We start from the raw sequence: 23,587 nt of genomic DNA, 5'->3' as shown, positions 1-23,587 counted from the left end.
GTTATAGCCGCCTCTGTGCAGCTCCTGACGGCGTTTGCAGAAGCTATTTATTCAACGCCTGCCAACGCTTATATACCTCAATCGCCTGAGGATCCGCCTGATGAATCATCGGGAGGCGGCGCTGCGCGATCGGTTTAGCATACTCCGCGTAAAACGTTTCCAGCTCGAAATATTTTCGGTCATCACGATAATACGGCACGTACTCTTCACGCGTGGTGATGTAAACCACCTTGCGCGGGCTGCAGTAATAGAGCGCCCCTAAACACATCGGGCAGGGACTGGCCAAAATGTAGATATCGCAATCACTGAGGTTTTCCGTGCCCAGCTTGCGGCAGGCTTCACGCACCGCGAGAATTTCCGCATGCGCGGTGGGATCGGTGGTCTGCGCCACTTGGTTGGCGCTTTCTGCGATCACCTCATCACCACGTACGATCACCGTGGCAAACGGGCGTCCGCCCTCTTCTACGTTTTTCATCGCCAGGTCGATGGTGCGTTTCACGAAATTCATACTGCCTCCTGTTGTTTTCACGACGAGTGTCGATGTGAAAAGGCTACCCCCGATCCTTGATAAGTAAAAAGTCTCATTTATTATCAAACCTATAATCTGAAATTATAGGTTGTATGATGATCCTGCGTTATATCCACTATTTCCTCGCCGTCGCGGAGTGCGGCAGTTTCACCCGTGCGGCAGAGGCGTTACATGTGTCTCAACCGGCCCTGTCACAACAAATTAAGTTGCTGGAGCAGGCGCTGGATGTGCAACTGTTTGACCGCAGCGCGCGCACCATTCGCTTAACGGATGCAGGGCGCGTGTACCAGCGTTATGCCACGCAGGCGATGAAAGATTTAGAGGCGGGGAAACGGGCCATCCATGATGTGCAGGATTTGCAGCGCGGTACACTGCGGCTGGGGGTCACCCCCACTTACACGCCGTGGCTGGTTGGGCCCTTGATGGCCGAGTTCAGGGCGCGCTGGCCTGGTATTCATCTGGCGATAAATGAGGCGACACAGGACAAAATTGAGCAGCAACTGATCGCTGATGAACTGGATGTGGGGCTGGGATACGCGGGCGAACACTCCGTGGATTTGCAGCGCATCTCTCTGATGCAGGAAGCGCTCTCTTTGGTGGTCAACAACAATCATCCCCTGGCAAAACGGAGTTCACTGATCCTCGCCGATTTAGACGCGTTGCCACTGGTGTTACTGAATACCGGATTTACCACCCGAACGGAGATTGATCATCACTTGCATCAGCAAGGTGTCGCACCGAGCATTGTGGCGGAATCGAACACTCTGGGAGTGGTGCTGGAATTGATTGAACATGCCCCGCTGGCGGCGCTGTTACCGGATACCTTAGCGCGTCGGCATGCCACACTGATTGCGTTGAAAATCGAACCCGCGTTTGCAGAACGCACTGGCGTGCTGCTGATGCGGCAAGGTTCCATCCATGCGGCTACGCAGGCGTTTAAAACTTTGCTGAATGAGATGTTGAAAGCTGGATGGGGCGACTCAAAGGAAAAATGCTAAAGCTCTCCTCTGCATCTCCTCCACTTTCCCAATAATCAATCCCTTATTATGGGATTGATGCACAGCCTGGCCGCCCAATACCCCGTCAAAAAATGATAACAATTATCATTACAAGTAATTGACATGTTTTGCCAACGGTTGCAAACTCCAGCAACATTTGACACCCGTCACAAACCCGAAACATTTTCAGAGCATGTGTGCGCACGTGAGGCTGGCTTTTGTGGTTTTTGAGGCCGTTTACTGGACTGCCTGCGGGGTAATCGAGGTGTCAGCTTACGGAGGTGTCAGACATAAAATATTGTTTTAAAACATGACATTATAAATATAAATAGTATTGATGAGCATAAGTCACTTTATTGAACTTCCTGAAAAGGACTTATTTAAATATGGATAATATCTCGCATGAATAACGGTAGAAATATTGTGGTTACCCTGGTGGGTATTGTATTGCTGCTGCTGGGGCTGGCCCTTGGCGCAGGCGGAATCTATCTCATTACGCTGGGCGGTTCCTGGTTCTACTTGCCTGCTGGGCTGGTGATTGCGGCCAGTGGTGTTGGCCTGATCCGCCATAAAAGCTGGGCACTGTATGTGGCCTGGGCACTCCTCGCCGTCAACCTGATCTGGGCGTTCGGTGAAGTCGGCATGGATTTCTGGCAGTTGGTTCCGCGTACCGTGACCTTCCTGGTGGTGGCGCTGATTGTCACGCTGAGCGCCGCAAAACTGCTGAACAGCAGTCAATTACCGGTTCTCTCATGCAAACGCTCCGCAACCCTTTCTGCGGTACTCGCACTTAGTATTGTGGCGATTTTTGCCAGTATGTTCCGCATCCATCCGGTGGTGGAAGCCAGCGGTGAAGCCTTGCCCGTACTGGATGAAAAAGCCGCCGACAACAGCGGTAATGACTGGGCAGCATGGGGACGCAATACCGGCGGTCAGCGCTTTGCGCAGTTCAATCAGATCAATACCACTAACGTGAAAGACCTGAAAGTGGCCTGGACTTATCACACCGGCGATCTGGCGATTAACGGTGCTGAATATCAGGTGACGCCGCTGAAAGTGGACAACACCATGTACCTGTGTACGCCGCTGAACAAAGTGATTGCGCTGGACCCGGTCAGTGGTAAAGAGAAATGGCGCTTCGACCCACAGATTGAAGAGACCTCGGGCAACAAGAGCTGGAAACGCTGCCGTGGCGTGGCCTACACCGAGTTAGCGCCTGCTGCGCAAAGTGACGCGCAGCCTGCCATTGCCGGCAATAAACGCATCATCAGCACCACTGTGGATGGTCGTATCTTCTCGCTGGATGCCGAAACCGGCAAGCTGGATAAAAGCTTTGGCAGCAACGGTTTCGTGAACCTGCTGAACGGCCTTGGCCCTACCGCGCATGGCTCCTACTATCTGACCTCTGCTCCGCTGGTGGCAGACGGGGTGATCATGGTGGGTGGCAAGCTTAATGACAACCTCACCACCGGCGAAGCCTCGGGTGTGGTGCGTGGCTATGATGCCCGTACCGGTCAACTGCTGTGGGCCTGGGATGCCTCACGCGGTGCGAAAGACAGCAGCCCGCTGCCTGAAGGCCAGAACTACGCGATTGAAACCCCGAACTTCTGGGGTACCGCCGCCTATGACGCCAAGCTGGGTATCGCTTACTTCCCGACCGGCAACCAGACCCCTGATTTCTGGACCGGCAACCGTCACAGCTACTCTGACGAATACAACGACTCGGTGGTCGCCGTTGAGCTGAAAACCGGTAAAGAGGTCTGGCATTTCCGTACCGCCAACCAGGATCAGTTTGACTACGATGTGTCATCGCAGCCGATTCTCTACGATATGCCAGGCAAAGACGGCAGCATCACGCCGGTCCTGATTCAGCTGACCAAGCGTGGACAAGTGTTCGTGCTGGACCGTCGCGATGGCAAGCCAGTGATCCCGGTGGAAAATCGTAAAGTCTCGACCGACGCCATGCCGGGCATGCGTGTGGCAGAAACTCAGCCTTACTCGGCGATCTCAGTGGGTACCGAAGCACTGAAAGAGTCTGATATGTGGGGCGCATCGATTTTCGACCAGCTGTATTGCCGTATTCAGTTTAAGAAAATGCGTTGGGAAGGCGAGTTCACGCCGCTCTCTGACAAACAGCGTACGCTGATTTATCCGGGCTATTACGGTGGCTTTAACTGGGGTGGCGGTGCAATTGATGCCTCAACCGGTACGCTGATCGTGAACGATATTCGCATGGCGCAGTGGGGCCAGTTTATCAAACGTGAAGATGCCGATGCGCGCGGTCTGCAAGCGACCACCGAAGGGGAGTATTCCGAGCAGTTGGGTACACCGTGGGGCGTGGAGCGCGGCATGTTTATCTCTCCGCTGGGTGTTCCTTGCTTTAAACCGCCATTTGGTTCGATGACGGCGATCGATCTGGCAAGCGGCAAAACCCGCTGGCAGGTCCCGCTGGGCACCATCAAGGATGCGCCAATTCACGGTGTGGCACCGGGTCTGGATATTCCTTTAGGTATGCCAACCATGGGCGGCCCGCTGGTGACCAAAGGTGGACTGACCTTCTTCCACGGTTCACTCGACTACTACGTGCGTGCCCTGGATAACAACACCGGTAAAGAGTTGTGGCGCGGCCGTCTGCCTGTGGGTGGACAAGGCGCACCGATGACGTACATGGGTGAGGACGGTAAGCAGTATGTGGTGGTGGTCGCGGGCGGTGCAACCCGCACCGGCACCAATGACAACCGTGGCGATGACGTCATCGCTTATGCGCTGCCATAAACGCTGAATAGGACAACCGGGTTAACTGACGTTAACCCGGTTTTTTTTGCCTGCGTATTTGCATCTGGCTTGACGACCTATTGGCATTTTACTTGGCGACCACTTGCAGATAACTTGACCATCGCTGACGCAATCTGCCTGTCAGATTGAGTTGGCGTATGGCCTTAAATCTGAACGACTGCTGTGTGCCCAGGCTGTGTGAAAACTGTGACCTAAAACTGAAGTGCGCGCATCTACGCAAAATCTGGAATAAATCGACAGGTTAGCTGAGCCAAATTTTACGTATGAGCGCTGTTTCAACCCTTGTTTTATGCAGATTAAGCGACCAAAACAGTTTTCACACAGCCTGTGCCAACAGCGGACGTTGTTAAGCCCATGCAGTAGAGATTCACGAAGAACAGACGTTATATTTTGTCCTGATTGACACGGGATGAAAGCTCCTGATGGCTCTCTTTTCGCTCGCTGTAACGATCCGCAAGATAACCGGTTTGTCCCTTAAGCAGCAGTGTGATTTTAAACAGCTCCTCAGCTACATCGACGATGCGGTCATACCATGACGAAGGTTTCATTCGTCCGTTTTCGTCGAATTCTTGCCATGCCTTGGCTACGGAGGACTGGTTGGGGATCGTAAACATCCGCATCCAGCGGCCCAGAATACGCATCTGGTTCACTGCATTGAAGGACTGAGAACCGCCGCAGACCTGCATTACCGCAAGTGTTTTGCCCTGCGAAGGACGAACCGCGCCTTCACTTAAGGGTATCCAGTCAATCTGCGCCTTCATAACTGCGCTCATAGCCCCGTGCCGTTCCGGAGAACTCCACACCATCCCGTCACACCATCTGACCAGACCGCGTAGCTCGGTCACTTTAGGGTGCGTGTCCGGCGCATCATCCGGCAGGGGTAAACCGGTGGGGTTAAAGAGTTTTACCTCCGCGCCCATCTCCGTCAGCAGGCGACCAGCTTCTTCCGCGGCAAAACGGCTGTAGGATCGCTCTCTTACTGAGCCATACAGGATCAGAATCCGTGGCGGTTCCTGCAGGTGGAGGCGTTCCGCGATGTGTTGATCAAAGCATTCTGTGTTCAGGGCAGGAAATTGTTCCATTTTTCTCCTCCGGAGAGAACAGGTGATTTCAAAATCAATACATATGATTTAGCATATGTGTATTCTAAAGGGAACGGAGTGATAAATGCTACAACCTGTTCAGTTTTTCAAAATCTTGTCGGATGAAACACGGCTTGCCATCGTCATGCTTCTCCGGGAGTCCGGTGAACTGTGCGTCTGCGATATCTGCGCGGCCACCTCTGAATCGCAGCCCAAAATCTCGCGACATATGGCTATCCTTCGCGATGCCGGGCTGGTTCTTGACCGTCGTGAAGGCAAATGGATCCACTATCGTCTGTCACCCCACATACCGGCGTGGGCAGCTGAGACAATCACAACGTCCTGGCAATGTATGCGGGAGGATGTGCGTGAATGGCTGGATAAATCAGCCAGCACCTCCTGCTGAGGCAGGATAACATATTTACATAATCATATATGATGGAGTCTGAGATGCTTTTGGCAGGGAGTATATATTTACTGACGCTGGTACTGGTGATCTGGCAACCCAGAGGTCTGAGTATTGGCTGGAGCGCGAGTATCGGGGCAGTGCTGGCTCTTGGGACCGGTGTCATCCATATCGCTGATATTCCCATTGTCTGGAGTATCGTTTGGAACGCGACAGCGGCATTTATTGCGGTCATCATCATCAGCCTGCTGCTCGATGAGTCCGGCTTCTTTGAATGGGCCGCACTGCACGTCTCCCGCTGGGGTAACGGACGTGGTCGCCTACTGTTCACCTGGATAGTCTTGCTCGGTGCCGCTGTTGCTGCGTTGTTTGCCAACGACGGCGCCGCGCTAATCCTGACGCCAATTGTGATTGCGATGCTGCTCGCACTGGGGTTCAGCCAGGGCACGACACTGGCCTTTGTCATGGCAGCAGGATTTATTGCAGATACAGCCAGCCTTCCTCTCATTGTTTCTAACCTGGTGAATATCGTCTCGGCGGACTTCTTCGGTCTGGGCTTTATGCAGTACGCCTCCGTTATGATCCCCGTGGATGCGGCAGCGATTGCGGCCACGCTGATCATGCTGCATCTCTTCTTCCGCAGGGATATTCCGGCAACATATGACGTTTCGCTGTTGAAGAAGCCTACCAGTGCGATCAAGGATCCGGCAACCTTCAGGGCGGGCTGGATTGTCCTGTTATTGCTGCTTGTCGGTTTCTTTGTTCTGGAGCCGCTGGGGGTCCCGGTCAGTGCGATAGCGGCGGCTGGCGCAGCAGTGCTGTTTGTGGTGGCGAAAAGAGGTCATTCCATCAACACCGGGAAAGTCCTGCGCGGTGCGCCATGGCAGATCGTTATTTTCTCGCTGGGCATGTACCTCGTGGTCTATGGCCTGCGCAATGCAGGGCTCACGGAGTACCTGTCTGGCGTGCTGAATCTGCTGGCAGACAAGGGGTTATGGGCAGCGACGTTCGGCACCGGCTTCTTGACGGCATTTCTCTCATCAGTGATGAACAATATGCCGACGGTGCTGATTGGTGCGCTGTCGATTGAAGGAAGTACGGCGACTGGCGTCGTCAAAGAGGCAATGATTTATGCCAATGTGATTGGCTGCGATCTAGGCCCGAAAATCACCCCGATTGGCAGTCTTGCAACCCTGCTGTGGCTGCATGTGCTTGCCCAGAAAAATATGAAGATCACCTGGGGATATTACTTCCGTACCGGCATTGTCATGACTGTGCCGGTGCTGTTTGTCACTCTGGCCGCGCTGGCGTGGCGTCTCTCTGTCACTTTGTAATGAGATACTGATATGAGCAACATTACCATCTATCACAACCCTGCCTGTGGCACCTCACGTAACACGCTGGAGATGATCCGTAACAGCGGTAACGAACCAAGCATTATTTATTATCTCGATACGCCCCCAACTCGTGATGAACTTATCAAACTGATTTCAGATATGGATATTTCAGTACGTGCATTGCTGCGTAAGAATGTCGAACCTTATGAGCTGCTGGGTCTTGAAGAGGACAAATTTTCTGATAAACAGTTAATTGATTTTATGCTTCAGTATCCGATCCTAATTAATCGGCCGGTTGTAGTAACACCGCTCGGCACACGTCTTTGCCGCCCCTCCGAAATGGTGCTGGATATTCTACCTGAAAGTCAGAAAGGCTCTTTTACCAAAGAAGATGGCGAAAAGGTCATTGACGAAACGGGGAAGCGGGTTAAGTAAACTTTCTGTTTAATATTAACGGGCGCTCGTTTGCTATATACCAGCGTCCGCTCTTCGCTCATGAGGGACAGCCATACTTAGATCACCCACATTGCAGGAGATTTTGAGTATGAACACATCACCGTGGAACAAAAACCGTCTCATCGGCCAAAAAAGACCACTTCAGATATCTCATATTTGGGGAATCCGAATCAGACTTGAACTGGAAGGTAAAACGCGCGATTTGGCTCTATTCAATATGGCCTTGGACAGTAAGCTACGAGGCTGTGATCTGGTAAAACTCAAGGTATCTGATGTTGCATATGGTAGTTCTGTTTCAAGCAGAGCAACGGTGTTACAACAGAAAATCGGTAGCCCTGTCCAATTTGAGATAACTAAAGGGACGAGAGAATCTGTTGCTGCATTGATTAAGCTTGGCAATTTGCACAGTAAAGACTTCTTGTTCCGGTCTCGGGTCGGTATTAATCAACACATATCAACCCGGCAATACAACCGAATTTTTCATGGGTGGGTCGCAAAGCTTGGTCTCGAAGATTCGCTTTACAGCACGCATTCCATGCGAAGAACAAAACCTTACCTGATCTACAAGAAAACCAAGAATCTCAGAGTGATCCAACTCCTCTTGGGCCATAAGAAACTGGAAAGTACAGTTCGGTATCTGGGCATTGAAGTTGATGATGCGCTGGAGATATCTGAATCGATTAAAGTCTAAGGCTGTCAGGGCTGCGACAACAGCCCTGTGCCAAGAGCAGACACTCCTACTATCGTAATCATCAATGTGAATGATGATGTAATTTAGCAATTACCATAGTGGCATGGTGATTCTCACCGGAACCGCATTCGGTACCGGTGTGGTTATTTTTAATGCTAATTGCGTCTATTTCTAACACCGGACTAATCTGCTATCGATATAACTTCGCAATATCTTCGTCGGTACGATTACCGTGAATTTGGATCTGTGCTAGCGCTTCCTCGATCTGTTCAAACTCAGGCACAGTCAGTGCAACGTCTGCCGCACCAAAGTTTTCGCGAAAACGTGCTTCGCTGCGCATGCCAGGAATCGGGACAATGAAATCATGTTTATGCAGCATCCACGCCAGCGAAATCTGAGCGGCTGTGGCCTGTTTTTTACGAGCGAATTGATTTAGCAAATCAAGTAATGGCTGATTGGCCTCAATATTTTCTTTGCTGTAACGGGTAATGCCTTTGCGCACATCATCGCCTGTAAACTGGCTTTGTGCATTATGTTTACCACTCAGGAATCCACTTGCCAAAGGAGAGAAAGGGACGAAACCAATGCTTAGCTCAGCGCAAGCCGGGATCACATCTTCTTCGAACATTCTCTCCATGATGGAGTATTCACTCTGAATCGCGGTTAACGGTGTCACGGCATGGGCGCGGCGTATCTCATGTTCGGTGGCCTGGGATTGGCCCCAACCGCGAATTTTACCCTCTTTGACCAATTCGCCCATGCACTCTGCGACGTCCTCTACAGGAATGCTTTTATTCACACGATGTTGATAATAGAGATCAACATAGTCGGTTTGTAACCTCTGCAACGAAGCATCAAGATGTGCGGTAATCACTGCCTTGAGTGATTTATCGTAGTTATTTGGGATGTGAAGCTTAGTCGCCAGTATCGCTTGCTGGCGTAGCGGCTTGAGTGCTTCGCCAACAATTAGTTCATTATCGCCTTTGCCATAACCTTCTGCGGTATCAAAAAAATTACAGCCCATATCATAGGCACGGCGGATCAGGCGGATCGATTCTCCACGTTCAGGCGCTGGACCATAGCCATGGCTGAATCCCATGCAGCCGAGACCGATAGCCGAAACATCGAGCTCTCGCAGTTTTCTAAATTGCATGATCATACCTCAATCAAATGATTTCAGACGGAAGCGCTTACTTCTCTTGTCGGGTTGGACGGAACAAAATTTCGTTCACGTCTACTTCTTCCGGCTGACTAATAGCAAAAGAAACCATATTGGCGAACGCGCTGGCTGGCAGAGCGAAATCAGCGCTGGCTTTCAAATTGTCTGCGATTTCTTTATCACTGACGTGCGTGGTCAACTCTGTGGCCGACGCCCCTGGTGAGATGATGGTGACGCGTATATTGTGTGGCGTAACTTCCTGACGCAATCCCTCAGAAAATGCGCGCACAGCATATTTGGTTGCCGAATAGATTGAGGACGTGGGCATTACGCGATGACCAGCAGTTGAAGCGACATTGATGAACTGGCCGCTTTTCCGCGACTGCATATGAGGCAGTGCAGCGGCAACACCATACAATACACCCTTAAGGTTGATATCAACCATCTGCTCCCACTCTTCTATCTGAAGTTTTTCAATCAGAGAGAGTGGCATCACACCGGCGTTGTTAATCATCACGTCAATCTGGCCAAAAGTCTTAATTGTCACGCCGACCAGATTTTCAACATCGCTGCGTTTAGCAACGTCGGTTGTCACGGCGATGGCGTGTGCGCCAGACTCAACTAGCTCCTGCGCAAGCGCATTAATGCGGTCGGCGCGTCGGGCTGCCAGTACGATTTTTGCGCCCTGGCTTGCCAGAAGGCGAGCAGTAGCTTCACCCAAGCCACTGCTTGCGCCGGTAATGACAATAACTTTTCCCGTAATGTTGTTCTGCATAACGACTCCTGAAGAAGGGTTAGTGGATCGGTTGTGGGCGAACCCGGCTCATAATTAAAAGCGCAGCAATGAGCAGCGTGACAGCACTGCCAATGACTGCACCGTATGGGCCTGAGTGATCAATGAGAATGCCGCCAAGTCCAGCACCTAAGGTGATGGCGAATTGAATCGCTGCAACTTGTAATCCGCCGCCGCTTTCGGCTTCATCGGAAACGGTTCGTGTCACCCATGTTGACCAAGCGACAGGTACAGCCCCGAACAGGAATCCCCAAAGCACCACTAAGACTGAAACGCCAATCGCCGATTGCCCGACATAGACAAGTGCAACAGCCATCAGCGCCATCACTAAGGGAACCAGTGTGAGTGTTAAACGTAGGCTGTAACGCAGCATCTGTCCTGCGAAGGAGGTGCCGACAATGTTCGCTACGCCAAAGCAAAACAGCAGTGTTGATACGCCATTCACGCCAAAGCCTATGGCATGCTCAAGATATGGACGCAGGTAAGTGAAGAAGGCAAAGTGCCCGCCGAAGACCATCGCCATTCCGAGGATACCCGCCCCAAATTGCGGCCTTTTCAACAAGCCAAACAGCGCCGCCAGAGTTGACTGACTGTTAGGTTTCATCTCAGGTAACACACGCCACTGCCACAAGATGCCGATCAGCCCCAGGATTGCCGTTACGCCAAATACACCGCGCCAGCCAATCAAACCACCCAACCAGGTGCCAAGTGGAGCAGCAATAGCCATCGCAATCGAAACACCACCAAAAATGATCGAAAGCGCGCGCGGAATTTTAGAGACAGGCACCAGACGCATGGCAATCGCCGCGGCCATTGACCAAAAGCCACCGAGTGCAACGCCCAGCAATACGCGACCGGCAATCAGCGTGCTGTAGTGCGTTGAGAGGCTTACCAGCACGTTTGAGGCAATGAAAAACAGGCTAAACATCATCAGTACATGGCGACGATCGAGCCGACGCGTGGCGGCAGCGATGAACAGGCTGGCGATGGTGCCTACGATTGACGTTGCCGTGACGGCCTGGCCTGCCATTCCTTCTGTAACGTTAAGTGCTGATGCGATAGGTGTCAGAAGGCTGATTGGCAGTAACTCTGCGGTAACCAGACAAATCACGCTAAATGAAAGTGAAAAAACTGCGCTCCATTGGGCCTTTACTGAGGCTTCCCGAGTTTCTTCCAGGGCTGAGGTTTGACTCATAAATAACATCTCTGATGATTTCAACAACGACAAACGATGCAGAAAAGGATTGAAAATCAAAACAGAGTGTAAAGAATGCACAGTCATCTCAGAAGTGGCATACTTTGATTACTAGTATGAGGTAAATTCATAATGACATCGATTAATTACAACGCATTGTCGGTATTCATCGTTGTCGCCCGTGAAAAAAGCTTCACCAAAGCGGCGGCAGAATTAGGCATTTCTCAGTCAGCCGTTAGCCACAGCATTAACGGGCTGGAAGAAAGTCTGGGGATGCGTCTGTTAACCCGAACGACGCGTGGTGCCGCTCCCACTGAAGCGGGGGAAAGGCTACTCTCTAATCTTGCCCCCTATTATTCAGGCATTCAGGCTGAGCTCGCGGCATTAACCGAGCTGCGCGAAAAGCCATCAGGAACCATCCGTATTAGCGCACATGACCATCCTGCGAAGACAATTTTATGGCCGAAGTTGGCCCCATTATTGCGGGAATATCCTGAAATCAATATTGAGATAAATATCGAGTATGGGTTAATTAACATCGTGACAGAGCGATTTGATGCGGGTGTCAGGAACGGAAGTCAAATTGCCAATGACATGATTGCCATGCGAATTTCGCCCGATTTCAGAATGCTTGTTGTAGGCTCTCCAGATTATTTCAGCCGCCATCCTGCACCAAAAACGCCTCACGAGCTGATATCCCATAATTGCGCCAACCTTCGTCTTGCCACCCATGGCGGTTTATACGCATGGGAATTTGCTCACGAGGGTAAAAGCCTCAACGTTCAGGTCTCCGGGCAGATGATCTTCAATACTTCTCCGCAGATGCTTACTGCAGCAATTGAGGGTTATGCATTAGCCTTTGCGCCGGAAGATCTTTTGCAGCCTTACATCGAATCAGGTCAGTTAGTTACTGTGCTTGAAGAGTGGTGTCCATATGTTCCTGGTTATCACCTCTATTACCCTAGTCGCCGACACGCCCTGCCAGCGTTTCAACTGGTCCTTGATGCATTGCGTTTACCAATTAGCTAACGCTCTCAGGATGGCATTTTTACCCCGCTAAGTTCTTCGCAGCGCGCCAGGAACTGGGCCTGTATCGCCTGGTTTAGTGCATCGGGATTGGTTTGATGCTGCTGCATGTGATGGAAATGATGGCCTGAGACGGTTGCCGCAGGCTCATCACTCACTGCTAGCCAGCTTTGCGTGAGATACCCTTGATGAAGATCGTCAGGCGCACCACTTCCCCCCATACGAGTGGGAACCCAACCGGGATCAACAGTATTTGAGAAAACCTCGGGCCATAATCTCGCAACGCTAAACGCCAATACTGAGTCGAAGAATTTGCTCTCACTGTAAGCCGTATAGCCCTGCCATTGGCGCTTTTGCCAGAGTAAATCGTCTAAAGCTTCGTTGCCGTCGACGCCAAATTGCATGCTGGAACTCATGTAAATCAACCGCCCAGGCTTTTGCATAAGTGCAGTCAGCACATAGGGTGCAAGCGTGTTAATCGCAAACACCTCGGGGTATCCGTCAGCGCTTTTTTTCAGGTTAGATTCTCTGGTTCCTATTGCTGCGTTGTGGATCACCGCATCAAATCGACCCAGTTTGTTGGCCTGCTCAGCCAATGATCTGACCTGCTGAAGACTGGAAAAATCACCATAAACACTGCTTTCAGCCTCGGGGATTTTTAAAAAGATCTCCTGCGTACGCTGTGCTGAACGGCCATGTACAGTGACGAGATGCCCCTGTTTTGCCAGCATATTGGCTGCCATAAATCCCAATCCGCTCGATGAGCCGGTGATTAGCACACGCTTTTTGGCTTGCGTAGGAGCGGTGGTATCAGCGGTAACTGCCGCCAGAGCATTGAGTGGATACACACTGGAAAGAATGCTCAAAGACAGTAACCGGTTCACTATCTGTCGACGGCTGAGGGACGGGTTCAATGATGTTCGTTCGATGCCGTTAATGAAATTAGCTGCCATCATGGTTCTCCTTAGCAGTAGGGAACAATATTCATGTGTTGCTCTTAATGGGAACATCACCCCATTTTTCATGCTTACGACCTAACCAAATACTCAGAATCAGCCACAGGCAACTTACCGGCACAGCAACCACAGCAATCCCACTCAAGCTTAAGCCTGCGGCAATGAATCCAGCGTAGGTCCAGCTAGCCAATTGATCGCCCGCGCGATAGACAAAGGTATCAATGAAATTTTTAGTCTTGTAACGGTCTTCACGCGTGACAGAGGTAAACAGTATCTCGCGGGCCGGTCTTGCCAGAGAAAAATTGCTGACTCGCCTTGCAACCTGCACTGCGACAAATATGGCAATGGTGGGATAGCCAATTAATGCGGCAAACCCAAGCGTGGTAATCAGTGGTAATGCGCATAGTGTAAAAGCAACACCCAGCCAGCCCAGTATTCTGCCCGTTAACAGCAATTGGAATAGTAGCGTGAATACATTCACCCAGAAGTCGATATTGGCAAAAAACGCGGTTCGGCTGTTACGGTCGCTGAAAGCAGACTCAGCAATACTGGCTTGATGAAAATAAAGGATGGTAGATGTTGTTGAATAAAAGAAGATAAATAAAGCAATCGAAAACAGATAAGGTGATCGAAAAGTATGCGCCATGCCGGTGAAAATTCCCCCACCGATCGGTTTCTGATCATCCGGGAGAGTACCAACTTCTTTACCCTGGCGCTGATGTACGTTTGCCAAGCGCTGCGAAGCAAAAACCGAACATTCAATCAACACCATCGCAATCAACAACAGGCCATTTTGACCGATTCCATCAACCATGCTGGAAGTCAGTGATGAACCTGCAATGCCACCGATTGTTGCGCCTGCAGTTAGAAAACCGAAGAGTCGTTTTCCCTGCTCGGAATTGAAGATATCGACGACAAAAGACCAAAATACCGAGACGACGAAAAGATTAAATACGGATACCCAGATAAAAAACACCCGGCCAATCCAGACGTTTTGCTCGGTTGATGAAAACTGCAACGCCGCAAGAAATAGCAATAAATTGAACGAGAAAAAACGATAGGTAAGTTTGATAAAACGTTCACGGCTACAGCGTTTGACTAAATATGAAAAGATGGGATTTACTATCAGCATAGCCAGCAGTGTCCCGGTAAACAGCCATGGGAGATTTTTAACACCGCCAGCCACACCCAGCTCATCTCTTATTGGACGTAAAATGTAATAAGAAAGAAACAGTGAGAAAATATAGACCCAAGCCCATAACAAAAGTTTTATCTCTTTTTTGTTTATATGGCTTATGTTCAGTGTGCTGAGGAGGAGTTCAATTGGCCAGTTTATAATCTTGCTTTTGTCGGAGAGTCTATTCATGTTTTCCCCAGAGAAATGAGCTATCCCTGTCGGGATACAAACTTTCATACACGACACTTATTTTCATTCAAACTACGCATCACAATCTGCCTTTTCAATTGCATTTTATTGGATACAGCCATGAGAGAAACTCATAAATTCAGCGTTGGATATAGGTCATAGATAGAACTGTTTGCAGTGATATAATTGCAATCATTGTCTTTTTGCGTCATAAACTGTAAAGAAGATTCAATTCTTGATTAATGAAAATCTCTCATAGTAGTATTTAATTTTTCGCCATAGTGCCACCTACAAAGTTGCTATATTCTCAACTTTCCCCCTCATGATTAACCTAATTTAAAATAAAATCAGGTTGTCAATATTCACGTCTTTATGTGAGATGACGGAAAAGCTGCGGAGAAAATATGCGACCCACTAATAAATCATTTAACGTATCCATCCTTTTTTTTGGTTTTATTACAATATCATCGCTAGGCCATGCTGCAACTTCCGCTACAACGCCACCTAATTCCGTTCAAACGCTGAGTGTGCGAGATGCAAGCTTACCGGCAGCGCAATGGGGCCAGAATGAGCTGAGCCAAATAATAAAAGCGGATGATCTGCATATCGCGCCTTTTCGTGAAGACGGGAAAACATATGGCACTCCCACATGGATATGGTGTGTAGAAGTTGATGGCAACCTTTACGTTAGGGCATACAACGGCCAACGCTCAAGTTGGTACCAGGCAGCTTTGCGAGAAAAGGCAGGTAAAATTGTTGCTGCAGGCATGACTAAAGAAGTCAGGTTTGAATCTGTAGATGGCGATATCAATACACAAATCGACAACGCCTATAAAGCAAAATACCAGGGAAGTAGTTATCTGAATCATATGATAACGGGTGATTCCAGAAATGCCACGATCAGAGTCATCCCATTAAATACAGATAGCTAAATTAGATTCATTAAGAATAAATTATAATTTTAAATTTGCGTTTATTTAATAATTAGAAAAATGAGCAATTAAATCCATTAGCATTTCAATACAGTCTGTTTATTATCAGGAGATAATTATGTCCAGAATAACCTCTGCATCAATTATGCTGACGCTTGCTACCAGCTTTTCTGTCATGGCAGATAATAGCGATATTTCTCACGCGCTTTCTGCCGAGCCCATTAAAGAGAAAGTGAGCATCAGTAAAAACGGTAGCCGACCTTGGATTACCGGAGCTGAAGCAAATTTTACCGGTACAGTGCGCGTTGAACCTCTTTTCACTCAGCCACAATCTCCCGCTCGTACCACCGTGGGACATGTCAATTTTGAACCTGGCGCCCGCAGCGCCTGGCACACTCATCCATTAGGCCAGACATTGGTGATCACCTCAGGATCGGGCTGGACACAGGAATGGGGCGGGGAAAGGAAAACGGTCCATGCTGGAGACATTATCCATTGTCCGCCGGGCGTGAAGCACTGGCATGGCGCGACCGCTACGACAGGTATGTCACATCTGGCGATTCAGGAAGGCACGCCTGAGGGAAAAAATGTTGAGTGGATGGAAAAGGTTTCAGCTCAGCAATATAACAATGAATCATAAGGATTTAACTATGCGAACCCGCACTTTAACTATGATCTCATTGGCAATATTGTTAAGTGGCTGTGTGCAATCAGCGTCAAAAAATCAATCCGTATCTGCTTCCCCCTCATTAGCTGATTTAGGTCAAGCATCCCCAGCTTTAGAGAATTACACGCAAAAGTATGTGGATGATGATCTATGGAAACGACCTCAGCTTAGCCCACGCGATCGCAGCATCGTCACTATCGCAGCGCTCATCGCGCGCAATGATCGGGTAGAACTGCCTTACCATATAAACCTGGCGTTAGATAATGGGGTTAAACCGGGTGAAATTTCCGAAATCATAGCTCATCTGGCCTATTACAGCGGCTGGGCAAGTGCGACCTCCGCCGCTGAAATTACTCGCACTGTTTTCGCCCAACGCGGCATAACGCGAGCGCAGTTACCTCAAGCCGATGTCACACTGCAGCCGGTCGATCAAAAAGTTGAACAGGCGCGATCTACTCAGGTTGCTAATAGCTTTAATAACGTTTCTTCAGGAACCGTGGAATTTACTGAGAAGGCGGTGTTTGGCGATTTGTGGCGACGTCCTGATCTCGCACCAAGAGATCGCAGCTTGGTCACTGTCAGTGCCTTAATTGCCAGTGGCCAGGTTGAGCAAATCGGATACCATCTCAATCGAGCCATGAATAATGGTCTGACACAGAGCCAGGCATCCGAAATGCTGACGCAGCTGGCATTCTACGCCGGTTGGCCGAAGGTCTTTTCAGCATTACCTGTGGTAAAAAAGGTTTTCGAATCGCGTAACAGCTAATCACAGGCTGGCTTTGTTGACTACACAGCCAGCCTGATTAATTTCGATAGCGAAGCGCTTCAATGACCAGTGAGAAGGCTTTTGAAGAACCGCGACGGTTAGGATAGTAGATGTGCAACCCCTCCCAATAGGGAGTCCACTCTTCCATGACCTGGACTAACTCGCCAGATTTTATATAGGGTTCAGCAAGTTCCTCTGGTACATGGCCTAAGCCGAAGCCCGCCACAGCCGCTTTGACAATTTGAAAGATGCTGTGAAAAATAATCTGTCCATCAACGCGTGCCGTTACTTCCCGGCCATCTTTCTCAAATTCCCACACGTAGAAGCCACCATGTACCGGAAGTCGCAGGTTTATGCACTGGTGCTTAAGAAGTTCCTGCGGTGACGTTGGCAGCGTTTTACCCGAAAAATAGTCCGGCGAACCCACGACGATAAAGCGCATATCTGGGCCAATTCGCGCCGAAATCATTCCGCTCGCTAACTGCCCGCCCAAACGTACACCGGCGTCATAGCGTTTTTCCACAATATCGGTGAGGCCGTAATCATTAACGAACTCAATATTGATATCGGGATACTTGCGCATCAGTGGCGATAATTTTGGCCAGAGAATAGTTTCGATGGCGAAATCGGTGGCAGAAATTCGAATGGTCCCTGCAGGATGCTCTTTTTTATCGTGAAGAGCCGCCAGTTCGCTGTAGATGTCATCAAACTTAGGTGCAAGGCTTGCCAGCAACTGTTCACCGATTTCAGTGGGTGAAACGCTACGTGTCGTGCGTGTTAACAATCGCACACCCATTTTGGTTTCAAGCGAACGCATGGTATGGCTGAGTGCAGACTGAGATACCCCCAACTGCGCTGCTGCGCGGGTAAAACTCTGTTCTCGTGCGACAGTGACGAATGCCACTAAATCATTGAGGTTGTCTCGGGCCATGTTATTCGCTCCTGTACTGGTTGGAACTGATTTAACTATAGTTTTTAAAGAGTGTCTATGAATCTGCTAGGCATTGAAAAATCGATTAATGACATTTCCTCATGACTCTATTCATGAGTTCCGCCTAATCAGCAATCCATAATCACGCTATGTTAATTGAGTCTTTATTCATGCTTTCTGTAGGTATTTACCCTCCGTTTAAACGGAGGGATTTTTATTACTTATTGCATTGACGAGGGATTTTTATGCCGTGGTCCAGTGAGGAACTTAACAATATTATCGAGGCGGATGATCTGCACATTTCACCGTTGAGAGCTGATGGTAAAACCCTGGGAACACCGACCTGGATCTGGTGTGTGGAAGTTGAAGGTGCTTTATATGTGCGTGCTTATAACGGCGTAGGTTCGCGATGGTACCAATCTGCAGTGAAGCAAAAGGCGGGACAAATTGTTGCTGCGGGTGAAAGCCGGGATGTCACTTTCGAAACTGTCAGTGGTGATATCAACGATAAGATTGATGATGCCTACCGTAAAAAATATAAAAACAGCCAATATCTCAGCCCGATGATAAGCAATCGCACGCGGGAAGCGACGGTTCTCATCAATCCAGCGATTAAGTAACGACACGGTGTTTTATATGTAATGGGGAAAATAGATGAAAGGATTACTCCTTGCCCTGTCGTTCTCTGCGACTGCCTTACTCGCACCGTTAGCAGAGGCCACAACGGAAGATCACATCGATGAACGCCTTCAGTCAGTTCGCCAGCAAGACTGGAACGTTGAGGTTGTTAGCGATCAGCTTAACTACCCATGGGATATCGAGGCAGCAAGCGATCAGCTCATCATTACGGAAGCAGCCGGAAACATCGTGATGCTGCATCATGGTCAATTTCAACGCTATGCCGTTAAAACATCAGACCCGATTGTTAATGAAGGTGGCGGCGGGCTGATGGGGATGGCGCTGGCAAAAGACTTTGCCCAGAGTGGCAATGCCTGGCTTTATCACACCTACCGCAGCAATACTGGGCTGACCAATAAAATCATCGAGGTGCATTTTGATGGGAAACAATGGCAGGAAACGAAAGTCATTCTTTCGGGTATTCCTGGCCATCGTCTCTATAACGGTGGGCGTATTGCCATTGGACCAGATGGTTACCTTTATGCCACGACAGGGTGGACTGAAAACGAAGACCGCCCACAAGATATGCAAAGTCTGGCAGGCAAAGTGTTACGAATGACACTGGATGGTAAGGTTCCGCAGGATAACCCGATTGCCGGTTCATTGATTTACAGCTGGGGGCATCGTAATCCTCAGGGATTAGCATGGAATCAACGTGGAGAGCTGTTTGCCACTGAACATGGTCAGATAGCGCATGATGAAGTGAACATTATTACTCCCAGTTCAAATTACGGCTGGCCAGTCATTCAGGGTGATGAAAGACGTGCAGGTATGAAAACCGCTTGGCTTAATTCTGGCTCGCAAACCTGGGCTCCTTCAGGTGCAACGTTCGCAGGCAACAATCTGTTAGTTGCTGCTCTGGGTGCGAGAGGATTGTATGTTTTTGATAACCAGCAAAAGAATCTCAGGCAAATCTTTAGTTCGGGCGATCGTTTACGTGATGTGCTGGCCACAGATACCGCAATCTATGTGATTACTACCAATCGTTCACCCCGCTCTGAAGGCCCGTCTGCAGACAAGTTACTGAAGTTAACACTGAAATAATGATTGAGTACGCGAAGATGGTTTTCAGTAATGAGAATTCCTCATAATTCCATCCCATCCAGAGTTGGTAATCACAGCCTGCGCGTAATGTTAAGATTGACTCTATTCGATGGCCTAATTGGCAGGCCATTAAAAGCGTAGCAATTAACCAGGGAGTTATTTATGCCCCATATAATTGTCAAGATTGTTGGTCAGTCTGAAGAGAACAAAAAAATGATTGCCGAGGCGTTGACGGATACCCTGAGTAAATCATTGAGTATCAGCGAAGAATTCATTTCTTTGTCTATCGAGGATATTTTAAAGGAAAAATGGGTTGAGGATGTTTACAAGCCTGAGATTATAGGTAAACCTGATAATCTCTATAAAAAACCCGGCTATGACCCTCTTTGATTAAATCTGCCATGCTCGGGATTATTATTTAACACTCTGAATATTACCAAATTTCGTATAGCACCAGCGCATATTAATTAATTTGCGCTGGTGATCTCCTGTACGTCATAAAGAGGAAACAAAACATGAGTTTTTCATTCAAAGATCAAGTTGCACTGGTTACTGGTGCAGCATCTGGAATGGGTCTTGCCGCATCCAAGGCCTTCGCAGCATCAGGTGCATCAGTCGTCATGGTAGATGTGAATGAAGAGGCCGTTATAAACGCAGCAGCTGAACTCAATGCGGCAGGCTACAGTACGATTGGTATCCGCTGCAACGTTGCGAACATTGATGAGGTCAAAGCCATGATTGATCAGGCTGTATCCACATTTGGACGCATAGATGCGGCATTTAATAATGCGGGCGTGCAAAGTCCCGTCGCTGAAACGGCCATCGCCGATCCTGAAGATTATGATTTCGTTATGGATATAAATCTGCGCGGCATCTGGAACTGTATGAAATATGAATTGATTCAGATGAAGAAGCAAGGAAGTGGCGCAATCGTTAATAACTCTTCGCTTGGCGGTTTGGTTGGTATTGCAGAACGTGGCATTTACCATGCATCAAAGCATGGCGTTGTGGGATTAACCAAAAGCGCCGGTCTGGAATATGCCCCGCAAAACATCCGCGTTAACGCTATCTGTCCTGGCATTATTGATACGCCGATGGTGTCTGGCATGCTGGAAAGCCAACCTGAAGCGATGGCTGAACTCATGAAAGATGTACCCATTAAGCGTCTGGGCCGCGCTGAAGAAATTGCTGATGCCGTACTTTGGTTGTGCAGCCCAGCCTCTACTTTTGTCATTGGCCATGCACTACCTGTTGATGGTGGCTATACCGTCCGTTAAATACCCTCGGGGCTTGTCTCAATTATGGGATGAGCCCCATTTTCTCTTTTTATAAGAGTCTTCGCATTTTGGAGGCGAATGGTTCGATTTAACACCTGCTTGTAACGTTAATAAAAGGATATTAAATAATGATTACTTTAAATAAATCTGGGGCAGCAAAAGCCGTAATAATTATATTGGCTACGCTCATCGCTGTGGTTGGCTTATTTATGCTAGCTGGCGGTGTATATCTTATTAGCTTAGGCGGTTCATGGTACTTTGCTCCAGCGGGATTAGTTATCATCCTCGCGGGGATATTACTTGGCCTACGTCGCCCTATTGGCGTGACTCTTTACCTCATCGCTTTCATCGCTAGTTTCATTTGGTCAATATGGGAGGTTGGCTTCACATTCTGGCCACTTGTTTCACGCCTTTTTGCTTTAAGCGTCTTAGCTGTATTTGTTCTGTTGATTACACCACTGCTTAAATTCAGGAAAGGACATGTTCCGACAAGATCTGCATACAGTGCAGCTGGAATCATCATCCTCGCTCTCATTGCTACAGGCTGGAAAGCTTTTCTACCGCAACCCGTGGTCGCTGATAGTGCGCCCCCACAGCCTATAGCAGGAAAGGCATCGGGTGCGGAGCCCGGAGCAGAATGGCTCCATTATGGGCGAACGCCTGCAGGCACACGCTTCGCCAATGCAGATCAAATTACCCCGGATAACGTAGCCAATTTAAGCGTGGCCTGGACTTACCGAACGGGTGAAGTTCCAAAAGGACCGCAAGCCCATGTCGTTACGCCATTATTCGCCAATGGCATGCTTTATGGCTGCACACATTCGAGCCAGATTTTCGCCCTAAACGCTGAAACAGGGCAGGAAATCTGGCGTTATAACCCACACGCTAGCGGCAACTTTTTCCCACGCTGCCGTGGTGTCGCTTTCTATGATGCCTCAAACGATCCCTCGCTGGCATCAGCTACAGCCGATCCTGCAATTGAGTGTCGTCGTCGTGTTATCTCAACGACTGTAGATGCTCGCCTTGTGGCTTTAGATGCGCAAACGGGCAAACCCTGTGAAGACTTTGGCGAACATGGCATCGTTGATCTTCATACTGGTATGGGAACGTTCAAACCAGGATTCTATTTTCCTACCGCAGCTCCAACAGTCGTACGTAACCTGGTTGTGGTGGGGGGATTGGTTCAGGATAACCATGAAACGGGCGAACCGTCATGTGTCATCCGCGCATTCGATGTACATTCCGGGAAGTTAGTATGGGCCTGGGACTTGGGCAATCCGGCCATTACCGCGTTACCACCTGAAGGTCAGGGCTATACACCGGGAACGCCTAACGTTTGGTCAACTCCGGCATACGATGATCAATTAGGCCTCATCTATCTGCCAACCGGCAATGCAACCCCTGATTTCTGGGGAGGGCATCGTTCGGCTGAGGCAGACAAATACTCATCCTCCGTAGTGGCTTTAGATATCGCTACAGGCCGTGAACGCTGGCATTTCCAAACTGTCCATCATGACCGCTGGGACTATGATGTCCCTTCACAACCGGCGCTTTACGATGTTCCAGATGGCAAAGGCGGTACCATCCCAGCGCTGATCCAAACCACTAAACGTGGTGAAATCTTTATGTTGGATCGACGTACCGGCGAGCCAATCGCAAAGGTTGAAGAGCGAGCAGTACCTCAAGGTGGCGTCAGTGATGACCGCACTTCCCCGACACAACCTTATTCTGTAGGTATGCCATCCATTGGTACTGAGCCACTGAAAGAATCACGCATGTGGGGAATGACGCCACTCGATCAACTCGTCTGTCGCATCGAATTTCGTCAGGCCCGTTACGAAGGTGAATTCACGCCACCATCAGAAAAGACCTCGATCTTCTTCCCTGGCTGGGCGGGCGGCATGAACTGGGGATCATCCTCAATTGCCGAAAATATTGGCTATCTGTTAGTAAATGACTCGCGCATGGGGGTATTGAACCGTTTGGTTCGCAGGCAGCAATATGATGCAAACGCGGTCGGTGATGGAACGCATGACGGTGGCGCACCGCAATATGGCACGCCATGGGGTGTAGAACAATCGCGCTTCCTCTCCCCGTTGGGTATTCCATGCCAGGAACCGCCATATGGAACTTTAACCGCCATCGATCTCGCGACCAGAAAAGTCGTTTGGTCCGTGCCTATGGGAACGGTTGAAGATACCGGACCAATGGGTATTGCTATGCACTTGCCTATGCCCGTGGGTCTGCCGACGCTAGGTGGCCCAGTGACGACAGCATCAGGGTTGGTCTTCATGGCAGGAACACAGGATTATTACATCCGCGCGATGGATATCAGAACCGGTCGTGAACTTTGGAAGGGACGCTTACCTGTGGGTGGTGAAACAACACCGATGACCTATACCGCAAAAAATGGACGCCAGTATGTAGTGATAAGTGCCGGGGGGAATCGCACTACACCAATCAGGGGCGATTACATCATTGCTTTCGCACTCCCATAGTAGC

General features: G+C 49.5%; 23 protein-coding genes. 15 read left to right on the top strand and 8 right to left on the bottom strand.

Annotation, left to right across the window (positions count from 1 at the left end):
* Positions 1 to 43: 43 nt before the first annotated feature.
* The gene (locus tag ACPUC8_RS10830) at positions 44 to 508 is read right to left on the bottom strand and encodes a nucleoside deaminase (RefSeq protein ID WP_494926256.1); all 465 of its coding nucleotides are present in this window, start codon (positions 506 to 508) and stop codon (positions 44 to 46) included.
* Between the two features lie 116 nt (positions 509 to 624).
* On the opposite strand from ACPUC8_RS10830, the gene cynR reads away from it, so the two are divergent.
* Both cynR and ACPUC8_RS10820 read left to right on the top strand, forming a co-directional pair.
* Positions 625 to 1,527: a transcriptional regulator CynR gene (gene cynR, locus ACPUC8_RS10825; RefSeq protein ID WP_494926314.1), complete on the top strand. Its 903-nt coding sequence runs from the start codon at positions 625 to 627 to the stop codon at positions 1,525 to 1,527.
* Between the two features lie 402 nt (positions 1,528 to 1,929).
* Positions 1,930 to 4,302 (top strand): membrane-bound PQQ-dependent dehydrogenase, glucose/quinate/shikimate family, encoded by a 2,373-nt coding sequence (locus ACPUC8_RS10820; protein ID WP_494926255.1) that lies wholly within the window; start codon positions 1,930 to 1,932, stop codon positions 4,300 to 4,302.
* A 404-nt stretch (positions 4,303 to 4,706) separates the two neighbouring features.
* Here the strand turns inward: ACPUC8_RS10820 and arsH are convergent, their stop codons facing one another.
* A complete protein-coding gene (arsH, locus tag ACPUC8_RS10815) occupies positions 4,707 to 5,405 on the bottom strand; it encodes an arsenical resistance protein ArsH (protein WP_494926254.1) in 699 nt (232 codons plus the stop codon).
* Positions 5,406 to 5,490: 85 nt separating this feature from the next.
* Between arsH and ACPUC8_RS10810 the strand changes: the two genes are divergently transcribed.
* The 4 genes from ACPUC8_RS10810 (at position 5,491) to ACPUC8_RS10795 (ending at position 8,295) form a co-directional block, all read left to right on the top strand.
* A complete protein-coding gene (locus ACPUC8_RS10810; protein ID WP_494926253.1) occupies positions 5,491 to 5,811 on the top strand; it encodes a transcriptional regulator in 321 nt (106 codons plus the stop codon).
* Between the two features lie 44 nt (positions 5,812 to 5,855).
* Positions 5,856 to 7,145, top strand: a complete 1,290-nt coding sequence (locus ACPUC8_RS10805) for an arsenic transporter (RefSeq protein ID WP_494926252.1) — start codon at positions 5,856 to 5,858, stop codon at positions 7,143 to 7,145.
* Between the two features lie 12 nt (positions 7,146 to 7,157).
* Positions 7,158 to 7,583 carry a glutaredoxin-dependent arsenate reductase gene (gene arsC, locus ACPUC8_RS10800; RefSeq protein ID WP_494926251.1) on the top strand — a complete coding sequence of 142 codons (426 nt, stop codon included), beginning with the start codon at positions 7,158 to 7,160 and terminating at the stop codon, positions 7,581 to 7,583.
* Positions 7,584 to 7,692: 109 nt separating this feature from the next.
* Positions 7,693 to 8,295 carry a site-specific integrase gene (locus tag ACPUC8_RS10795; protein WP_494926250.1) on the top strand — a complete coding sequence of 201 codons (603 nt, stop codon included), beginning with the start codon at positions 7,693 to 7,695 and terminating at the stop codon, positions 8,293 to 8,295.
* Positions 8,296 to 8,485: 190 nt separating this feature from the next.
* On the opposite strand, the gene ACPUC8_RS10790 is transcribed toward ACPUC8_RS10795, so the two are convergent.
* Genes ACPUC8_RS10790 through ACPUC8_RS10780 form a run of 3 tightly spaced genes read right to left on the bottom strand, consistent with a single transcriptional unit; the run spans position 8,486 to position 11,442 of the window.
* The gene (locus tag ACPUC8_RS10790; protein ID WP_494926249.1) at positions 8,486 to 9,448 is read right to left on the bottom strand and encodes an aldo/keto reductase; all 963 of its coding nucleotides are present in this window, start codon (positions 9,446 to 9,448) and stop codon (positions 8,486 to 8,488) included.
* A gap of 37 nt (positions 9,449 to 9,485) precedes the next feature.
* Entirely contained in the window at positions 9,486 to 10,229 is a 744-nt protein-coding gene (locus ACPUC8_RS10785) for an SDR family oxidoreductase (RefSeq protein ID WP_494926248.1), read from the bottom strand.
* Between the two features lie 19 nt (positions 10,230 to 10,248).
* A complete protein-coding gene (locus ACPUC8_RS10780; protein ID WP_494926247.1) occupies positions 10,249 to 11,442 on the bottom strand; it encodes an MFS transporter in 1,194 nt (397 codons plus the stop codon).
* Between the two features lie 132 nt (positions 11,443 to 11,574).
* On the opposite strand from ACPUC8_RS10780, the gene ACPUC8_RS10775 reads away from it, so the two are divergent.
* Positions 11,575 to 12,471 carry a LysR family transcriptional regulator gene (locus ACPUC8_RS10775; RefSeq protein WP_494926246.1) on the top strand — a complete coding sequence of 299 codons (897 nt, stop codon included), beginning with the start codon at positions 11,575 to 11,577 and terminating at the stop codon, positions 12,469 to 12,471.
* A gap of 5 nt (positions 12,472 to 12,476) precedes the next feature.
* Here the strand turns inward: ACPUC8_RS10775 and ACPUC8_RS10770 are convergent, their stop codons facing one another.
* Both ACPUC8_RS10770 and ACPUC8_RS10765 read right to left on the bottom strand, forming a co-directional pair.
* Entirely contained in the window at positions 12,477 to 13,424 is a 948-nt protein-coding gene (locus ACPUC8_RS10770; protein ID WP_494926245.1) for an SDR family NAD(P)-dependent oxidoreductase, read from the bottom strand.
* Positions 13,425 to 13,452: 28 nt separating this feature from the next.
* Positions 13,453 to 14,790 (bottom strand): NTP/NDP exchange transporter, encoded by a 1,338-nt coding sequence (locus ACPUC8_RS10765; RefSeq protein WP_494926244.1) that lies wholly within the window; start codon positions 14,788 to 14,790, stop codon positions 13,453 to 13,455.
* A gap of 404 nt (positions 14,791 to 15,194) precedes the next feature.
* On the opposite strand from ACPUC8_RS10765, the gene ACPUC8_RS10760 reads away from it, so the two are divergent.
* The 3 genes from ACPUC8_RS10760 to ACPUC8_RS10750 all read left to right on the top strand — a co-directional run bounded on the left by ACPUC8_RS10760 (position 15,195) and on the right by ACPUC8_RS10750 (position 17,155).
* Positions 15,195 to 15,722 carry a DUF2255 family protein gene (locus tag ACPUC8_RS10760; protein ID WP_494926243.1) on the top strand — a complete coding sequence of 176 codons (528 nt, stop codon included), beginning with the start codon at positions 15,195 to 15,197 and terminating at the stop codon, positions 15,720 to 15,722.
* Positions 15,723 to 15,840: 118 nt separating this feature from the next.
* Positions 15,841 to 16,362, top strand: coding sequence for a (R)-mandelonitrile lyase (locus tag ACPUC8_RS10755; protein WP_494926242.1), 522 nt, complete (start codon positions 15,841 to 15,843; stop codon positions 16,360 to 16,362).
* A gap of 10 nt (positions 16,363 to 16,372) precedes the next feature.
* Positions 16,373 to 17,155, top strand: coding sequence for a carboxymuconolactone decarboxylase family protein (locus tag ACPUC8_RS10750; protein ID WP_494926241.1), 783 nt, complete (start codon positions 16,373 to 16,375; stop codon positions 17,153 to 17,155).
* Between the two features lie 37 nt (positions 17,156 to 17,192).
* On the opposite strand, the gene ACPUC8_RS10745 is transcribed toward ACPUC8_RS10750, so the two are convergent.
* Entirely contained in the window at positions 17,193 to 18,086 is an 894-nt protein-coding gene (locus ACPUC8_RS10745; RefSeq protein ID WP_265908981.1) for a LysR family transcriptional regulator, read from the bottom strand.
* A gap of 245 nt (positions 18,087 to 18,331) precedes the next feature.
* Here ACPUC8_RS10745 and ACPUC8_RS10740 point away from each other — a divergent pair, with 245 nt between their 5' ends.
* The 5 genes from ACPUC8_RS10740 to ACPUC8_RS10720 all read left to right on the top strand — a co-directional run bounded on the left by ACPUC8_RS10740 (position 18,332) and on the right by ACPUC8_RS10720 (position 23,583).
* Positions 18,332 to 18,706 carry a DUF2255 family protein gene (locus tag ACPUC8_RS10740; RefSeq protein ID WP_494926240.1) on the top strand — a complete coding sequence of 125 codons (375 nt, stop codon included), beginning with the start codon at positions 18,332 to 18,334 and terminating at the stop codon, positions 18,704 to 18,706.
* 34 nt (positions 18,707 to 18,740) lie between these two features.
* Positions 18,741 to 19,808, top strand: coding sequence for a PQQ-dependent sugar dehydrogenase (locus tag ACPUC8_RS10735; RefSeq protein ID WP_494926239.1), 1,068 nt, complete (start codon positions 18,741 to 18,743; stop codon positions 19,806 to 19,808).
* Positions 19,809 to 19,970: 162 nt separating this feature from the next.
* Positions 19,971 to 20,198, top strand: a complete 228-nt coding sequence (locus ACPUC8_RS10730; RefSeq protein ID WP_494926238.1) for a tautomerase family protein — start codon at positions 19,971 to 19,973, stop codon at positions 20,196 to 20,198.
* A 125-nt stretch (positions 20,199 to 20,323) separates the two neighbouring features.
* Positions 20,324 to 21,085 carry an SDR family NAD(P)-dependent oxidoreductase gene (locus tag ACPUC8_RS10725; protein ID WP_494926237.1) on the top strand — a complete coding sequence of 254 codons (762 nt, stop codon included), beginning with the start codon at positions 20,324 to 20,326 and terminating at the stop codon, positions 21,083 to 21,085.
* A 128-nt stretch (positions 21,086 to 21,213) separates the two neighbouring features.
* Positions 21,214 to 23,583: a membrane-bound PQQ-dependent dehydrogenase, glucose/quinate/shikimate family gene (locus tag ACPUC8_RS10720; protein WP_494926236.1), complete on the top strand. Its 2,370-nt coding sequence runs from the start codon at positions 21,214 to 21,216 to the stop codon at positions 23,581 to 23,583.
* The last annotated feature ends 4 nt before the right edge of the window (positions 23,584 to 23,587 follow it).

The sequence above is a fragment of the Pantoea sp. CFCC18177 genome, from assembly GCF_059412425.1.
This window is presented reverse-complemented; position numbering and strand designations above follow the sequence as displayed.

Bases quoted from the DNA above. Each gene is read 5' to 3' on its own strand.
- ACPUC8_RS10830 (WP_494926256.1), bottom strand. From the start codon at position 508: ATGAATTTCGTGAAACGCACCATCGACCTGGCGATGAAAAACGTAGAA.
- cynR (WP_494926314.1), top strand. From the start codon at position 625: ATGATCCTGCGTTATATCCACTATTTCCTCGCCGTCGCGGAGTGCGGC.
- ACPUC8_RS10820 (WP_494926255.1), top strand. From the start codon at position 1,930: ATGAATAACGGTAGAAATATTGTGGTTACCCTGGTGGGTATTGTATTG.
- arsH (WP_494926254.1), bottom strand. From the start codon at position 5,405: ATGGAACAATTTCCTGCCCTGAACACAGAATGCTTTGATCAACACATC.
- ACPUC8_RS10810 (WP_494926253.1), top strand. From the start codon at position 5,491: ATGCTACAACCTGTTCAGTTTTTCAAAATCTTGTCGGATGAAACACGG.
- ACPUC8_RS10805 (WP_494926252.1), top strand. From the start codon at position 5,856: ATGCTTTTGGCAGGGAGTATATATTTACTGACGCTGGTACTGGTGATC.
- arsC (WP_494926251.1), top strand. From the start codon at position 7,158: ATGAGCAACATTACCATCTATCACAACCCTGCCTGTGGCACCTCACGT.
- ACPUC8_RS10795 (WP_494926250.1), top strand. From the start codon at position 7,693: ATGAACACATCACCGTGGAACAAAAACCGTCTCATCGGCCAAAAAAGA.
- ACPUC8_RS10790 (WP_494926249.1), bottom strand. From the start codon at position 9,448: ATGCAATTTAGAAAACTGCGAGAGCTCGATGTTTCGGCTATCGGTCTC.
- ACPUC8_RS10785 (WP_494926248.1), bottom strand. From the start codon at position 10,229: ATGCAGAACAACATTACGGGAAAAGTTATTGTCATTACCGGCGCAAGC.
- ACPUC8_RS10780 (WP_494926247.1), bottom strand. From the start codon at position 11,442: ATGAGTCAAACCTCAGCCCTGGAAGAAACTCGGGAAGCCTCAGTAAAG.
- ACPUC8_RS10775 (WP_494926246.1), top strand. From the start codon at position 11,575: ATGACATCGATTAATTACAACGCATTGTCGGTATTCATCGTTGTCGCC.
- ACPUC8_RS10770 (WP_494926245.1), bottom strand. From the start codon at position 13,424: ATGATGGCAGCTAATTTCATTAACGGCATCGAACGAACATCATTGAAC.
- ACPUC8_RS10765 (WP_494926244.1), bottom strand. From the start codon at position 14,790: ATGAATAGACTCTCCGACAAAAGCAAGATTATAAACTGGCCAATTGAA.
- ACPUC8_RS10760 (WP_494926243.1), top strand. From the start codon at position 15,195: ATGCGACCCACTAATAAATCATTTAACGTATCCATCCTTTTTTTTGGT.
- ACPUC8_RS10755 (WP_494926242.1), top strand. From the start codon at position 15,841: ATGTCCAGAATAACCTCTGCATCAATTATGCTGACGCTTGCTACCAGC.
- ACPUC8_RS10750 (WP_494926241.1), top strand. From the start codon at position 16,373: ATGCGAACCCGCACTTTAACTATGATCTCATTGGCAATATTGTTAAGT.
- ACPUC8_RS10745 (WP_265908981.1), bottom strand. From the start codon at position 18,086: ATGGCCCGAGACAACCTCAATGATTTAGTGGCATTCGTCACTGTCGCA.
- ACPUC8_RS10740 (WP_494926240.1), top strand. From the start codon at position 18,332: ATGCCGTGGTCCAGTGAGGAACTTAACAATATTATCGAGGCGGATGAT.
- ACPUC8_RS10735 (WP_494926239.1), top strand. From the start codon at position 18,741: ATGAAAGGATTACTCCTTGCCCTGTCGTTCTCTGCGACTGCCTTACTC.
- ACPUC8_RS10730 (WP_494926238.1), top strand. From the start codon at position 19,971: ATGCCCCATATAATTGTCAAGATTGTTGGTCAGTCTGAAGAGAACAAA.
- ACPUC8_RS10725 (WP_494926237.1), top strand. From the start codon at position 20,324: ATGAGTTTTTCATTCAAAGATCAAGTTGCACTGGTTACTGGTGCAGCA.
- ACPUC8_RS10720 (WP_494926236.1), top strand. From the start codon at position 21,214: ATGATTACTTTAAATAAATCTGGGGCAGCAAAAGCCGTAATAATTATA.